The sequence below is a fragment of the Sphingomonas zeicaulis genome (assembly GCF_050433225.1).
Taxonomy (GTDB): Bacteria; Pseudomonadota; Alphaproteobacteria; order Sphingomonadales; family Sphingomonadaceae; genus Sphingomonas_D; species Sphingomonas_D zeicaulis.
In genome coordinates, this window is sequence record NZ_JBNPXQ010000010.1 from 14,611 (window position 1) to 29,091 (window position 14,481).

Below are 14,481 nucleotides of genomic sequence, written 5' to 3' on the forward strand. Positions count from 1 at the left end.
TCGTTGCGCGGCTCAGGCGCCGGCGCGGACCGCGAATTCCCACGCCTGTTCGGCCAGCGGCCGGACGCGTTTCGATGCCTCTTCCGCCTCGGCGCTCGAGGCGTTGCCGTCGAGGAAGCGTTTGCGGATGCCCTGGACGATGCCGGCGAGGCGGAACAGATTATAGGCGAAGTACCAGTCGAGCTGGCCGACTCCGGCGAGCCCGGTGCGCGCGCAATAGCGCTCGCTGACCGCATCGAGATCGGGAATGCCGAGCCCCGCGAGATCGAGCCCGCCAAGATGCGAGCGCCGTTCCCCGCTGGGCAGTGCCCAGTTCATCGCGAAATAGGCGAAGTCGGCGAAGGGATCGCCCAAGGTCGACAACTCCCAGTCGAGCACCGCCAGCACGCGCGGCGCTGTGGCATCGAAGATCATGTTGTCGATGCGATAATCGCCGTGGATGATGGAGGTACGCGCCTGCGCCGGCAAGGTGGCGGGCAGCCATTCGATCAGTCGCTCGACCGCCTCGATCTCTTCGGTTTGCGACGCGCGATACTGCTTGGTCCAGCGGCGGACCTGCCGTTCGAAAAAATTGCCCGGCGCGCCATAGTCGGCGAGGCCCACCGCCTCCGGATCGATCATGTGGAGGTCAGCGAGGACGTCGACCATCTGTTCGTAGATCGCGCGACGCTCGTCCGGCGTCGAGCCGGGCAGGGCACCGTCCCAGAAAGTGCGCCCCTCGACCAGTTCCATCGCATAGAAGGGCGCGCCGATCACCGCCGGATCCTCGCACAGCGCATAGGGCCGGGCGACCGGGAAGCCGGTGGGATGGAGCGCCGCGATCAGCCGATATTCGCGCTCCACCGCATGGGCGGAGGGCAGGATCGCCCCGAACGGCTTGCGCCGGACGACATAGGCACGCGCGCCATCCTCCACCCGATAGGTCGGATTGGACTGCCCGCCGGGAAACTTTTCGATGCGGGAGACAGCGCCAAAGCCGGCGACATGGGCAGACAGCCATGCGCCCAGCGCTGTCGCGTCAAAATCCGCTGCGGGCAGGCGTTCGCCGCCGCCGTCCTGGCCTCCCATGTTCATCCTCGCAGATCGCCATCATTGTCGTGATTGGTGATACCCTATGTTCAAATTGTGCTGGTTTGCAAGTGTTGAACGCCATACCATCGATACGGCTTTGTGATCAGCCGGCATCGGGCATAAGAGTTCATCCATGACGACCAAAACCGCTCCGACCGCCCCGCCTCGCGCGCCGCGCAGTCGACAGCGCTTCGAGCGCAAGCGTGACGATATTCTCGACGCGGCGACCGACCTGATCAACGAGCGCGGCGCCAAGGGAACCGCGCTGCTCGACGTCGCGCGGGCGGTCGGGCTGAACACCACCAGCGTCACCTATTATTTCCGCCGCAAGGACCAGTTGGCCGCGGCGGTGTTCGAGCGGACGACCGAGCGCTTGACCGAAATGGTCCGAGTTGCGGGCGCCGAGGCGACGCCGGAGGCGCGGGTGCGCCGGTTCGTCCAGCTCCATGCCGAACTGCGCGCCGCCGTGTTGCGCGGCGATGCCCGGCCGCTCGCCAGCCTGTCTGACGTGCGCGCGCTGGAGGAGCCCCTGCGCGTGCCGCTGGAGAAGCAGTACCAGGCGTTGTTCCGCGAGGTGCGCGCCTTCTTCGGCGCGCCGGCGGACGAGGCGCACAAGGATCTGCTCACCGCCCGCGCGCACATCCTGCTTGAACTGGTGTTCTGGCTGCCGATCTGGATCAGCCAATATGCGCTGGACGATTTTCCGCGCGTGACCAAACGGCTGTTCGACATCCTCGCGAGGGGCATCGCAATACCGGGTGCGGTTTGGCGGCCGCGGATGCTGGCGGAGGACAGCGGGGACTTCGGCGCAGGCGAGGGCGGACGCGAGAATTTCCTGCGCGTCGCCACGCAACTCATCAACGAGAGCGGCTATCGCGGCGCCTCGGTCGAGCGCATCGTCGAGAAGCTGAAGGTGACGAAGGGCAGTTTCTATCACCATCTCGATGCCAAGGACGACCTCGTGCTCGAATGTTTCCGGCGCAGCTACAAGCGCGTCGCCAACATGCAGAGCCGCGCGCATTGCAGCCGCAGCAATGAATGGGACAGCCTGTCGACCGCGGTCGCCTCGCTGCTCGACATCCAGTTCGAGGCGAGCTGGCCGCTGACCCGCACCACGGCGCTGCAGGCGCTGCCGGCACCGGTGCGCGTTGAAGTCGTTCAGCGCTCCAACCGCACCGCGCTGCGCTTCGCCGGCACGCTCACCGAGGGGGCGGCCGAAGGCTCGCTGCGCGTGGTGGATCCGCTGGTCGCCAGCCAGACGATCATCGCCATGCTCAATTCGGCATTCGACCTGCGCAAATGGGCCTCCCGCCTGCCACGCGACCGCGCGATCGCGATCTATGCGTCGGTGATCATGGACGGGATGTTCGACGATCGGGTGCTGGTCGGGGAGTGAGTGGCGGGCATACCGGGATTCCTAAACGCCTGAACATCTCCCGCTCGCCCCGAGCGAAGCCGAGGGCGTAGTCCGAGCTCAGCCGAGAACCGAGACCTTGTCGGAGTGTGTCTCCCGTCTCGGGTTCGCTGGGCCCTGCTTTGGATTTCGATCGGGACGAACGGGAAGGGAGCGGGCCCCACCCCGGATTTGATCCGGAATGCACTATATTGCACAGTCGCTTTGCTGTCTGCCGGAACATACCTCTTTTACGAAAAATCATCCGCCCACGTCGTTTTCGGTTGCTCCCCGCGCCAACCGCCGCCAAAAAGCGGCGACAAGGGAGTGCGCGAATGGCACCTGAAACGATGTTGGACGAGGATGTTGCCGGCCGGCTGGTCGGCCAGACCTATGTTTCGGAAACGCTGCTGATCGATCAGCCGATGATCGACGCCTTCGCCGAGGCGACGCTGGATCGCCAGTTCATCCATATCGATCCGGAGCGGGCGGCGGCAACGCCGTTCGGCGGCACGATCGCGCATGGCTTCCTGCTGCTGTCGCTGCTGCCGCACCTCCATGAGCGCGCGCCCCGGCCCGCGATGCCGCCGGTCGCGATGGGGATCAATTACGGCTTCGATCGGGTTCGCTTCGTGCGACCGGTGCGCGCCGGCTCGGCCGTCCGGGCGCGCTTTACCGTCGCCGAACTGGTCGAGAAGCAGCCCGGCCGTTTTCAGCAGACGCTCGACGTCGAGCTGCTGGTCGAGGAGATCGAGGCGCCCGCGCTCGTCGCGCGCTGGATCACCCAGTTCGTCGTCGCGGCGTGATCCACGCGCCACTTCCCGAGGCCCTGGCCGAGCGGCTGATCGGGCTGGAGGGGGCGCGCAACTTTCGTGATTTTGGTGGCTATCCGGTCGAAGGTGGCGGTCGCATCCGGCGCGGCCGGCTCTATCGGTCGAACCGGCTGTCGAATCTGACCCCGGCGGATCTCGACCGCCTTGCCGCGCTCGGCATCACGACCATCTTCGACCTGCGCGCGCGGCGCGAGCGGGAGGCTGACCCGACCGTCTGGATCGACCCCGCATTGACCACCCATGTCTTCCGCCCGGGCCACAAGCGCCGGCTGGTCGACATGGCGCTGGACTATCCGCCGACCTTGGCGGGCGCTCAGGCGCTGATGCGTGATTTCTACGCGGAGATGCCGACCGCGATGGGCGAGACGTTCGGCGCGATCATCCGCCATGTCGCCGATGGCGCCGAGCCCTGCGTGATCCATTGTTCGGCGGGCAAGGATCGCACCGGCGTGTCGGTGGCGCTGCTGCTCGCGGCGCTGGGCGCGGGCCGGGCCGAGATCGTCGCCGACTATGCCTTCACCGGCGCCATTCCGCGCCGGAAGGCCGGCGATATGGCGCGCGCCGTGGTCCGCACCGGCGGCGATGAGGAGTTTCGGCGGCGCTACCCGCCCGAGGCGATCGCGGCGATGATGGCGGCGGAACCCGGCTATGTCGCCGCGGCGTTCGACGCGATCGAACGCGGGCATGGAACGATGTCCGCCTATCTGGAGTCGGTCGGCGTGGATGGCGAGGTGGTGGCGCGGCTCCGCGCACGGCTCGTCGAGCAGGATTGAAAAGAGAGGAAACCGGATGAAAGCACTTGTCTCCACCGCGGTCGGCGGCCCCGAAACCCTGTCCCTGCTCGATCTGCCGGTGCCTCTGCCGGGGGGCAGCGAACTGGGCGTGCGCGTGCTCGCCTGTGGCATCAACTATCCGGACGTGCTGATCATCGAGGACAAATATCAGTTCAAGCCGCAGCGCCCCTTCGCGCCGGGCAGCGAGATCAGTGGCGTCGTCGAGGCGGTGGGCGCCGATGTGCAGGGTTGGGCGGTGGGCGACCGGCTGATCGCGGTCACCGGCCATGGCGGACTTGCCGAACAGATGGTGCTGGACGCCGAGCGTGCCTTCAAGCTCCCCCAGGGGCGCGATCCGGCGGAAGGGGCGGCACTGCTGATGACCTATGCCACCACCATCCACGCGCTGGTCGATCGCGGTGCGTTGCGCCCCGGCGAGACCCTGCTGGTACTGGGGGCCGCCGGCGGGGTCGGGCTGGCGGCGATCGAGATCGGCAAGGCGCTGGGTGCGCGTGTCGTTGCAGCGGTCTCAACCGAGGAAAAGGCGGCGGCCGCCCGCGAGGCCGGTGCCGATGCGACCCTGATCTATGGTCGCGCGCCGTTCACGCCGGACCAGTCCAAGGCGCTGGCGCAGGCGTTCAAGGAAGCCGTGGGCGAGGGCGGCGCCGATGTGATCTACGATCCCGTCGGCGGCGACTATTGCGAACCGGCGTTGCGTTCGATCGCATGGGAAGGGCGCTATCTGGTCGTCGGCTTTCCAGCGGGGATTCCGAAGCTGCCGCTCAACCTCACCCTGCTCAAGAGCTGCGATGTGCGCGGCGTGTTCTGGGGCGCGTTCGCGCGACGCGAACCGGAGCGCAACCGCGCCAATGTCACGCAACTGTTCGACTGGTGGGAAAAGGGCCAGATCAGCCCGCGCATCGACCGGTCCTGGCCGCTCGAGCAAGGCGGCGATGCGATCCAGTGGCTCGCCGATCGCAAGGCCGTGGGCAAGGTGGTGGTGACGGTAGGGCAGGGCGGCTGACGCGCAGCCCTGTTGCGGCATATCAGAGGGAGACTGACGTCGATGCCTGAGTTCAGCACCCTGGAACTGACAATGCACGACGGCATCGCCGTCGCCACATTCTCGCGGCCGGAGCGCATGAACACGTTCGGCGTTGCGATGATGCAGGATCTGCTCGCCCTGATCGACCATGTCGATGCGGAGGATGCGATACGCGCGCTGGTGCTGACCGGATCGGGGCGCGCGTTCTGCGCGGGCGCCGATCTGGGGCAGGGCGGCGAGACGTTTGACTACAAGCCCGGCGGGCGCACCGGCGACATCGATGTCGACGGCGTGCGGCGTGACGGCGGTGGCCGCGTAACCTTGCGGATGTTCCGCTGCCTCAAGCCGATCATCGCCGCAATAAACGGCGCAGCAGTGGGGATCGGCGCGACGATGCTGCTGCCGATGGATGCGCGCCTCGCGGCATCCAGCGCGCGCTTCGGCTTCGTCTTCGCTCGCCGCGGCATCACCCCGGAAGCCTGTTCGGGCTGGTTTCTGCCCCGGCTGGTCGGCGTGCCGACTGCGCTCGACTGGATCTACAGCGGCCGCATCTTCGACGCGGCGGAGGCGCAGGCGCGCGGGCTGGTGCAGGCGATCCACGCGCCCGAGGATCTGCTCGATGCGGCGATCGCTCACGCCCATGCACTGACCGCGCAATCGGCACCGGTCTCGATTGCGCTGGCCCGGCAGATGATCTGGCAGGGTCTGGCGGCTGCGCATCCGATGGACATGCATCGCGTCGACAGCCGCGCACTGCAGGCGCGCGGCCGCAGCGCGGATGCGCGCGAGGGCATCACGGCGTTTCTGGAAAAGCGCGAGGCGCGGTTTCCTGATGTCGTCTCGACGGGGATGCCGGACTTCTTTCCGTGGGCGGAAGAGCTGCCGTTCAGGTGAGGGGCGAGTTCCGGCGGCAGGCTGATCAACAGCGGCACCAATAGTGATGAGGCCAGTTTAGCACGCTTCATCGGGTGAGTGGTGCTCGTCGCGAAGCGGGCGGCAGGATGCTGTCCTCCACGGAACGGGGAGGCCGCCAGCCGTAGGCTGGTGGTGGTGGGGGTGGCGCCGAAGCATCTGATCCCTCTGTATCACGAGCGACTGGGTCCGAGCCGGCTGCTCCACCACGCGCTACGCGCGGTCCCCTCCCCATGCAAAGCGCGCGGAGGAACTTTTCGTCCTCAGCCCAGATGCGTGCCCCCTCTCCCGCGGACGTGCGGGAGAGCGCTTTTTTACATGGCTGCCGGCAGCGCCATTCTCCGTCACGACTCATTTGACACAATCACCAATAAGTGCGACTTGAGTTCAGCACCACCAGGCAAGACATAGAATGGAGAGAGGGCTGTGACCTACGCGAACGGGCGGATTATCAATGACGCTGACGCGCATTCGATGGAAACGCAGGATTGGCTCGCACCCTATTTGGAGGGGGAGTTCAAGGAGGCCTATTCCGGCGTCTACTCCAAGCGCGAGGGCGGCGAGCGCATCGTCAAGATGATCGAACATGCGATGAAGCGGCAGTCCGATCCCGAGGCGCGGGCGAAGGCGGCGGCCAATCCGATCCAGGGCGAGAAGGGCTGGGCCGGCTTCGGCGCCTTCGATCCACAGGAGCGGGTCGAGGCGCTCGACTGGCTGGGGTTCAGCAGCCAACTCGTCTTTCCGACTTTCGGCCTTGGTGCGATCGGGCGCGCGACCAGCCTGGATCGGGCCTATGCTGCGTCACGTGCGCTCAACCAGGCGCAGATCGCGTTCTGCTCGGTCGATCCGCGTTTGGTCGCGGTCGCCTATACGCCGCTCGACGATCCGGAACGCGCGCTCGAAGAAGCGCGCTTTGCCCATGCCAAGGGGGCGGGGGCGATGATGTTCTCCGCGGCAGCGCCGGGCGAGCGTTCACCCGGTCACACCGATTATGATCCCTATTGGCAGTTCCTGTCGGACAACAACATCCCGTTCATGCTGCACATCGGGCCGGGGACCAAGGGCCAGCCGAAGGCATTCCAGAACAATGGCCGCCCGCGTTCGCCCGATCTGCATGGCGGTGGCGAAAATCTGCGTTTCCCCGATTTCCTCTGCCTCTGGTATGCGCCGCAGGAATTTCTGACCGCCCTGATCTATGACGGCGTGTTCCAGCGCTTCCCCGATCTGCGCGGCGGCGTGATCGAATCCGGCGCCGGCTGGGTGCCCGAATTCCTGCGGATGCTGGACCATGGCTATGAATCCTTCCGCAAGACCGATCCCTATCTGCAATCGATGGACATGAAGCCGTCCGATTATATCCGCCGCGCGGTGCGGTTCACGCCGTTCCCCAATGAGGATGTCGGCCGGATGATCCGGGATTCGGGGCCCGAACTCTACATGTTCTCCAGCGACTATCCCCACCCGGAAGGCACGCGCGATCCGCTGGGCAAGTTCGAGAAGTCGCTCGACGGCATCGACGAGGCCGTAAAGGACATGTTCTACCGCACCAATTACGACTTCATGATGTATGGCAAGACTGTCTCGGTCGACGCCATCGCGGCCGAATGAGCGCGGGCGGCGGCCGGTGCTTGTCGCCGGCCGCCGCTCGGCATATCCCGTCCGGATGACAGAGGATGGCGGGAGCGGGGTGATCGAGGGCGATGAGCGGCGGACGCGCAAGCGGGCCGCCGACCGGATCGACGAACTGCTCGATGCCGCTGATGCGCAGCTCAACGCCACCCGATCGGCGATGCTCTCGATGCGCGCGGTGGGGGATGCCGCGGGGGCGAGCCGCGCGCTCGTCTATGCCTATTTTCCCGATCAGTACCGACTGCTCGACGCAGTGCTCGCGCGCCATCTCGACTGGCTGCGGGAGGCCGGCATCGAGGCGGCGGTTGCCAACGGCAGCCTGCAGGAGCGCTGCCTCGCCGCTGCCGACATCTATCTCGCGCATATCGCCGAACATGGCATGGCACTGGAGGTCGCGCTGCGTGAGGTCGCTGTGGCCCGCCAGCTTTCGGGGGCGGCCTCGGCATTTCGCGCCCGGCTTTATCATCGCGTCGCGGCGCTGGTCGCGCGCGAGCTGCGCATGGGGCCGAACGAGGCGCTGACGCTCGTGCAACTGCTGATCGTGATCCCGGGCGATGCCGGCCGACTGGTCCACGAAGGCGGGCTGACGCTGGAGGAGGGGCGCGAACTCACCAGCCGGCTGGTGACGAGCAGCCTCGACGCGCTCAGGCCGATGCGCTGAGACTTATTCGAAGCCGTCCGGCCGCGCGGCATTGCTCTGCGCGCCGGCGATGACCATCGGCAGGCACAGCCGCTCGGCCACCGCATAGCTGGTCTTGCCCGCCGAAAGCAGGCTGCCGGCGCGCAGGCAGATCGCAGCGAGCACGGCATTGGTGCCCATCGCGCGTGCTTCGGATATGCCGTGGCGTGCGATCATCGAATCCAGAACCGGCTGGCGCACGCGCCTGGCGATCTCGGTGCGTTCGGCGCGCAGCTCGGCGCGGATCTCGGGCACCATCAGCAGCGCCTGCAGGAGGGGGCCGCGTGCCTGCGCCTCGTGCAGATAGCTGAGCGTGGACAACACGACATTGGTCATCACGTTGGTGCCGCGCGAGATCACCCCCTTGCGGCTTTCCTCGACCAGCGCGAGCTCGCGCCGGGTGAGCGCGAGCAGCAGGTCCAGCCGACGCGCAAAGCAATTGTGCGCCTGCGCTTCGCTGATGCCGATATCGCGGGCGAGCCGCTTCATCGTGACTTCCTGCACGCCCTCGTCGACGACGAGACCGGCGGCCAAATCCATCAACTGCGCGCGGCGATCCTCGAGGGAGAGGCGGGTCTGCTCCCGGCGCAATCGCGTGCGTTCGCCCAGCGCGATCAATTCCCCCACCCCCGGCGGGGAGGGTGGCAGCGCCGGTTTCAACCGCGCCCGCTGGGCCTTGTCCTTCAACCAGTAGCTGCGGTTGGGGCGGGGGATGTTGATGCGGTCGCACAGCTTGGCGAGGCCGTTGGCGCTGAGCCCCACCTGCGCGGCGACGGCGATCAGTGGTTCGTTCCAGACGCGATCCAGCAGGGCTGCACGGGTGACGCTGCTGGTCGGGACTTTGTTCGGCATCCGCCGGGAATGGCATAAGGACCGTGGCGCGACAACTCGCGGCTCACCATTCCGCCCCGGTCAGATGCCGGAGCGGAATGGCTCGAAGAACTGGCGGAGCTCGGTCTTCAAGATCTTGCCGTTGGCGTTGCGCGGCAAGGTATCGTGCGCGAACACGATCCGCACGGGCACCTTGAACGGCGCCAGCCGATCGCGCACCCATTGCTGCAGTTCCGCCTCGGTCGCCTGCTCGCCAGGCGCGAGATGGACGACGGCGCCCGGCTCTTCGCCCAACGTCCGGTGCGGCAGGCCGATCAGCGCCGCGTCGGTCACCGCCGGATGCGCGTAGAGGACATTCTCCACCTCGGTCGAATAGATATTCTCGCCGCCGCGGATGACGATGTCCTTGGCGCGATCGACGATCGTGCAGAAGCCCTCGGCATCGATGCGCGCAAGGTCTCCGGTGCGCACCCAGCCGTCAACGAAGGTCGCCGCGGTCGCAGCCGGATTGCCCCAATAGCCCTTAACAACCTGCGGACCGGACACCCACAATTCGCCGACCTGCCCGACCGGCAATTCGGCGCTGCCGTCCGGCGCCATGATGCGCAGGTCGGATACGGGCAAGGGCGGGCCGCAACTGTCGGGCCTTTGGAGATAATCCTCGGCGCCATGGTGGGTGACGGTAGCCGACGTCTCGGTCATCCCCCAGCCATTGTTGGGCGCTGCGTTGAGATCGCCATGCACGCGCCGTACCAGTTCGGGGGCGGAGGGTGCGCCGCCATAGGCGATGGTTTCCAGCGAGGAGAGGTCGAAATTCGCGCGCTCGGGATGTTCGAGGATCTGCCAGGCGATGGTGGGGACGCCGCCGGCATTGTTGATCCGTTCACGCTCGATCAGGCCAAGCGCCACCAGCGGATCCCATTTGCGCATCAGCACCAGCTTGCTGCCGGTCGCGAGCGTGCCCATCAGCACGGCGTTGCACGCGGTGACGTGGAACAGCGGGATCACCAGCAAGGTCACGCGCGGCACGGTTTCCGGCGGCGTTTCTCCGCGGCGCAGGTGGGATCGGTGGATCGAGAAGGCGTTGGCCAGGCTGCAGGTCAATATGTTGCGATGCGTGCCCAATGCACCCTTGGGCGTGCCGGTGGTGCCGCTGGTGTAGAAGATCGTCGCGTCATCGTCCGGCGCGATCTCCACCCCCGGCAGGTCGCGCGGGGGAAGATTGGCGTAGCCGGCGACGGGGCCGATCGCTTCCTCGAACGGGCGGGCGATGCCGGCAAGGTCGGCGGCGCCGGCGCGGGCGACCCAGGCCGCCTCCAATGTGGCGATGCTTCCCGCGAGCGGCGCTATGCGCTGCCAGCGCTCACCGTCGCAGATCAGCAGGCGGGCGCCGGAGTCGGTCAGACCGTAGGCGAGCTCTGACGCCGTCCACCACGCATTGAGCGGCACGGCGATCGCACCGAGACTGGTGATGGCGAAGAAGGCAACCGGCCATTCGGGCAGGTTGCGCATCGCCAGCGCCACCCTGTCTCCCTTGGCGATACCCGCTTCGGCCAGCTTCCCCGCGAGTGTGGCGACGGCGCGGAACCACCCGCCATAGGTGACGCGGTCGTCCTCCAGCACCATCAATTCGCGGTCGGCATAGCCGGCATGCACCGCCTTCGCGAGTGCGGCCAAGGTCGGCGGCTGGTTCTTCCAGGTGCGGGTGGGCACGCCGCCGATGGTGACCGTCTCCATCTCGAACAGCGCGCCCGGCGCACACAGGCGTCGGGTTGCTTCCGCGATCGACATGGCGGGCCATGCGGCGGTGCCCTCGCGGGCGGTTATGGTCGCCATATCCTCAACAGGCATCGGCTCCTCTCCCTACAATCTCAAATCTCGGTATGTGCGGCTTATCCTTGATTCTTCCGCATCACAGGGGCTATTCGTAGCTTCGCATCGACAATGAGTCGAGAAATTAAGAAAGAGGGTATGTTACGGAGAGGGGCTCTGGCGGAAGCGCGGCGGATCGCCGTGCGGCGTCGCATCCTCGCCGGATCGGCCCTCGCCGAACGACCGCCCAAGGAGAAGACATGCCTGCGATAACCACGCGCCGCGATGGTGAGATCCTGATCGTCACCTCGGACAATCCGCCGGTGAACGCGCTTTCCGCGGATGTGCGCCAAGGGTTGGCCGCGGCGATTGCGGAAGCGGAAGGCGATCCGCAGGTGAAGGCTGTGGTGATCGCCGCCGCCGGCCGCACCTTCTTCGCCGGCGCCGACATCACGGAATTCGGCAAGGCCCCGCGCGAACCCGGCCTGCCGACGGTGATTGACGCGATCGAAGCGAGCAGCAAACCTGTGATCGCGGCGATCCATGGCACCGCGCTCGGCGGCGGGCTGGAGGTGGCGCTGGGCTGCCATTATCGCGTCGCCGCCGCCTCGGCGAAACTGGGTCTCCCCGAGGTCAAGCTGGGGCTGCTGCCGGGTGCTGGTGGCACCCAGCGGCTCCCGCGCGTGGTCGGCGTCGAACCGGCACTGGCGATGATCGTGACCGGCGATCCGATCCCGGCGAAGAAGGCGGCGGCGATCGGATTGGTCGACGCGCTGGTTGCGGACGATGCGCTGCTCGACGAAGCGATCGCCTTCGCGCGGAGCGTCGCCGGCAAGCCGGAGCATCCGGTTGCCAGCACGCGCGCCGATCGCATCGCCGGCACGGATGCCGCCACCTTCGCCGAATTCCGTAAGGCCAATGCGCGGCGACTGAAGGGGTTCGAGGCGCCGGAAGCCTGTATCCAGGCGGTCGAGGCGGCGGTGGCGCTGCCCTACGCCGAGGGCGTGGCGAAGGAGCGTGCGCTGTTTCTCGCGCTGATGAACGGCACCCAGTCCAAGGCGCTGCGCCATCTCTTCTTCGCCGAGCGCGCGGCGGCCAAGATCGACGGGCTGCCCGCCGACACGCAGACGCTGCCGATCGCGAAGGTCGGCATCCTCGGCGCCGGCACCATGGGTGGCGGCATCGCGATGAACTTCCTGACCGCTGGCATCCCGGTGACGATCATCGAACGCGAACAGGCCCCGCTCGACCGCGGCATCGCCATCATCCGCAAGAATTACGAGGCGAGCGCCGCCAAGGGGCGGATGACCGCCGAGGCGGTGGAAAAGGCGATGGGCAACCTCAGCGGCTCGCTCGACTATGCCGATCTCGCCGATTGCGACCTCGTGATCGAGGCGGTGTTCGAGCTGATGGAGATCAAGAAGGAGGTGTTCGGTCGCCTCGACGCCATCGTAAAGCAGGGTGCGATCCTCGCCAGCAATACGAGCTATCTCGATATCGACGAGATCGCGGCGGCGACCGGCCGGCCTGAAGCGGTGATCGGGCTGCACTTCTTCTCGCCCGCCAACGTCATGAAGCTGCTGGAGATCGTGCGCGGCGCGAAGACCGCACCGGCGGTGCTCGCGACCTGCATGGCGCTGGCGCGCAAGATCGGGAAGATCGCCGTCGTCTCGGGCGTCTGCCACGGCTTCATCGGCAATCGCATGCTCTCGCCGCGCCAGCGTGAGGCCAATGCGCTGCTGATGGAGGGCGCGCGGCCGGCAGACGTGGACCGCGTGCTGCTCGACTTCGGCTTCCCGATGGGGCCGTTCCAGATGGCCGATCTCGCTGGGCTCGACATTGGCTGGGATCCGGCGAAGTCGAGGGGCGAGACGTTGCGTGACCTGTTGTGCGAAGCCGGCATGCGCGGGCAGAAGAATGGCCGCGGCTTCTACAATTACGACGCCAACCGCAACCGCACGCCGTCGGCCGAGGTCGAGGCGATCATCGCCGACTTTGCCGCCAAGTCTGGCACCGAACAGCGCAGCATCTCCGACGAGGAGATCCGCGAACGGCTGCTCTATCCGATGGTCAATGAAGGCGCGCTGATCCTTGAAGAGGGTATCGCGCAGCGCGCGTCCGACATCGATATCGTCTGGCTCAACGGCTATGGATGGCCGGCGTGGACCGGCGGGCCGATGTTCTGGGCGGACACGATCGGGCTGGATACGGTGGTCGCCGGACTGGAGAAGCACGCGGCGCGCATGCCGGCGCTGCGCCTCTCCGACCTGTTGAAGGCGAAGGCCGCGAAGCGCGAGACTTTCAATGGCTGAGGCGGCGGATACCAGCCTCGATGTCTTTCGCGCCGACACGCGCGCCTGGCTGATCGAGAATTGCCCGGCCGAAATGCGTAGGCCGATGCGTTCGGAGGCGGACGTGTGCTGGGGCGGGCGCAACGCGCGCTTCACCTCGCCGGCGCAGAAGCACTGGCTGGAGGTGATGGCGGCGCGCGGCTGGACGGTGCCCGACTGGCCGACCGCCTATGGCGGCGGCGGGCTGACGCCGGCCGAGGCGAAGATCCTGAAACAGGAAATGGCGGCGCTCGGCTGTCGAAGCCCGCTGAACTCGTTCGGCATCTCGATGCTCGGGCCGGCCTTGCTCAAATATGGCAGCGAGGCGCAGAAGCTGGAGCATCTGCCCAAGATCGCACGCGGCGAGATCCGCTGGTGCCAGGGCTATTCCGAACCCAATGCCGGATCCGATCTCGCTTCGCTGGCGACGCGCGCCGAGGACAAGGGCGATCATTTCCTCGTCAATGGCCAGAAGGTGTGGACCAGCTATGCCGACAAGGCGGACTGGATCTTCTGCCTCGTCCGCACCGATCCGGCGAACAAGCATGAAGGCATCTCGTTCGTGCTGTTCGACATGGCCTCGCCGGGCGTCTCAACCAAGCCGATCCTGCTGATCTCGGGCTATTCGCCCTTCTGCGAGACCTTCTTCGACGATGTGAAGGTGCCGAAGGAAAATCTGGTCGGTGAGCTGAACCGCGGGTGGGACGTCGCCAAATATCTGCTCGGCCATGAGCGCGAGATGATTTCCGGCATGGGGCTGCGCAGCGGGGAGGCGTCGCTGGGCGAGATGGCGTTGGCGCGTCTCGGCGCCGAACCCGACGGCCGGCTCGACGATCCGGTGCTGCGCGCGCGCATCGCGCTGTTCGAGCTGCGTGCCGAGGCGTTCAAGGCGATGTCCGAGCGCTTCATCGACCAGTTGAAGGCGGGAAAGGCGCACCCGGCCCAGCCTTCGATGATGAAATATTATGGCACCGAGCTGAACAAGCAGCGCCATGAACTGGCGATGGCGGCGGGCGGATCGGACGCGCTGGAATGGGACAGCGAACGATCGCATGGCGGCGCCGCGGCGCGAAGCTGGCTGCGCACCAAGGCCAATTCGATTGAGGGCGGCACGTCCGAAATACAGCTCAACATCATCGCCAAGCGCATTCTTGGCCTGCCGGGAGCCTGATC

Annotated in this window: 12 protein-coding genes; 9 read left to right on the forward strand and 3 right to left on the reverse strand. The window is 66.8% G+C overall.

Translation table 11 applies throughout. The features are described 5' to 3' along the window. Nucleotides 1–12 precede the first annotated feature (12 nt). The gene (locus tag FHS96_RS25135) at nt 13–1,074 is read right to left on the reverse strand and encodes a phosphotransferase family protein (protein WP_429598420.1); all 1,062 of its coding nucleotides are present in this window, start codon (nt 1,072–1,074) and stop codon (nt 13–15) included. Nucleotides 1,075–1,204: 130 nt separating this feature from the next. On the opposite strand from FHS96_RS25135, the gene FHS96_RS25140 reads away from it, so the two are divergent. The 7 genes from FHS96_RS25140 (at nt 1,205) to FHS96_RS25170 (ending at nt 8,317) form a co-directional block, all read left to right on the forward strand. Then, complete coding sequence (locus FHS96_RS25140; RefSeq protein WP_429598422.1) at nt 1,205–2,467, forward strand: TetR/AcrR family transcriptional regulator; 1,263 nt, start codon at nt 1,205–1,207, stop codon at nt 2,465–2,467. A 332-nt stretch (nt 2,468–2,799) separates the two neighbouring features. Then, the gene (locus tag FHS96_RS25145) at nt 2,800–3,270 is read left to right on the forward strand and encodes a MaoC family dehydratase (RefSeq protein ID WP_429598424.1); all 471 of its coding nucleotides are present in this window, start codon (nt 2,800–2,802) and stop codon (nt 3,268–3,270) included. Continuing rightward, nucleotides 3,267–4,070, forward strand: a complete 804-nt coding sequence (locus FHS96_RS25150) for a tyrosine-protein phosphatase (protein ID WP_429598426.1) — start codon at nt 3,267–3,269, stop codon at nt 4,068–4,070. The genes FHS96_RS25145 and FHS96_RS25150 overlap by 4 nt, the downstream gene beginning before the upstream one ends. Nucleotides 4,071–4,086: 16 nt before the next feature. Next, nucleotides 4,087–5,094, forward strand: coding sequence for an NADPH:quinone oxidoreductase family protein (locus FHS96_RS25155; protein ID WP_429598428.1), 1,008 nt, complete (start codon nt 4,087–4,089; stop codon nt 5,092–5,094). A gap of 42 nt (nt 5,095–5,136) precedes the next feature. Next, on the forward strand, nt 5,137–6,009 hold the full coding sequence (locus FHS96_RS25160; protein ID WP_429598430.1) for a crotonase/enoyl-CoA hydratase family protein: 873 nt from the start codon (nt 5,137–5,139) through the stop codon (nt 6,007–6,009). Nucleotides 6,010–6,453: 444 nt separating this feature from the next. Further along, the gene (locus FHS96_RS25165) at nt 6,454–7,635 is read left to right on the forward strand and encodes an amidohydrolase family protein (protein ID WP_429598432.1); all 1,182 of its coding nucleotides are present in this window, start codon (nt 6,454–6,456) and stop codon (nt 7,633–7,635) included. 79 nt (nt 7,636–7,714) lie between these two features. After that, complete coding sequence (locus tag FHS96_RS25170) at nt 7,715–8,317, forward strand: TetR/AcrR family transcriptional regulator (RefSeq protein ID WP_429598434.1); 603 nt, start codon at nt 7,715–7,717, stop codon at nt 8,315–8,317. A gap of 3 nt (nt 8,318–8,320) precedes the next feature. Here the strand turns inward: FHS96_RS25170 and FHS96_RS25175 are convergent, their stop codons facing one another. Both FHS96_RS25175 and FHS96_RS25180 read right to left on the reverse strand, forming a co-directional pair. Then, a complete protein-coding gene (locus FHS96_RS25175) occupies nt 8,321–9,187 on the reverse strand; it encodes a TetR/AcrR family transcriptional regulator (RefSeq protein WP_429598436.1) in 867 nt (288 codons plus the stop codon). A gap of 60 nt (nt 9,188–9,247) precedes the next feature. Further along, nucleotides 9,248–11,017: a class I adenylate-forming enzyme family protein gene (locus tag FHS96_RS25180; protein WP_429598438.1), complete on the reverse strand. Its 1,770-nt coding sequence runs from the start codon at nt 11,015–11,017 to the stop codon at nt 9,248–9,250. A gap of 221 nt (nt 11,018–11,238) precedes the next feature. Here FHS96_RS25180 and FHS96_RS25185 point away from each other — a divergent pair, with 221 nt between their 5' ends. After that, entirely contained in the window at nt 11,239–13,290 is a 2,052-nt protein-coding gene (locus FHS96_RS25185) for a 3-hydroxyacyl-CoA dehydrogenase NAD-binding domain-containing protein (RefSeq protein ID WP_429598440.1), read from the forward strand. Continuing rightward, on the forward strand, nt 13,283–14,479 hold the full coding sequence (locus tag FHS96_RS25190; RefSeq protein ID WP_429598442.1) for an acyl-CoA dehydrogenase family protein: 1,197 nt from the start codon (nt 13,283–13,285) through the stop codon (nt 14,477–14,479). Before FHS96_RS25185 ends, FHS96_RS25190 begins: the two co-directional genes overlap by 8 nt. Nucleotides 14,480–14,481 lie beyond the last annotated feature (2 nt).

Coding starts and splice junctions, on each gene's coding strand:
- FHS96_RS25135 (WP_429598420.1), bottom strand. CDS start 1,074: ATGAACATGGGAGGCCAGGACGGCGGCGGCGAACGCCTGCCCGCAGCG.
- FHS96_RS25140 (WP_429598422.1), top strand. CDS start 1,205: ATGACGACCAAAACCGCTCCGACCGCCCCGCCTCGCGCGCCGCGCAGT.
- FHS96_RS25145 (WP_429598424.1), top strand. CDS start 2,800: ATGGCACCTGAAACGATGTTGGACGAGGATGTTGCCGGCCGGCTGGTC.
- FHS96_RS25155 (WP_429598428.1), top strand. CDS start 4,087: ATGAAAGCACTTGTCTCCACCGCGGTCGGCGGCCCCGAAACCCTGTCC.
- FHS96_RS25160 (WP_429598430.1), top strand. CDS start 5,137: ATGCCTGAGTTCAGCACCCTGGAACTGACAATGCACGACGGCATCGCC.
- FHS96_RS25175 (WP_429598436.1), bottom strand. CDS start 9,187: ATGCCGAACAAAGTCCCGACCAGCAGCGTCACCCGTGCAGCCCTGCTG.
- FHS96_RS25180 (WP_429598438.1), bottom strand. CDS start 11,017: ATGCCTGTTGAGGATATGGCGACCATAACCGCCCGCGAGGGCACCGCC.
- FHS96_RS25185 (WP_429598440.1), top strand. CDS start 11,239: ATGCCTGCGATAACCACGCGCCGCGATGGTGAGATCCTGATCGTCACC.
- FHS96_RS25190 (WP_429598442.1), top strand. CDS start 13,283: ATGGCTGAGGCGGCGGATACCAGCCTCGATGTCTTTCGCGCCGACACG.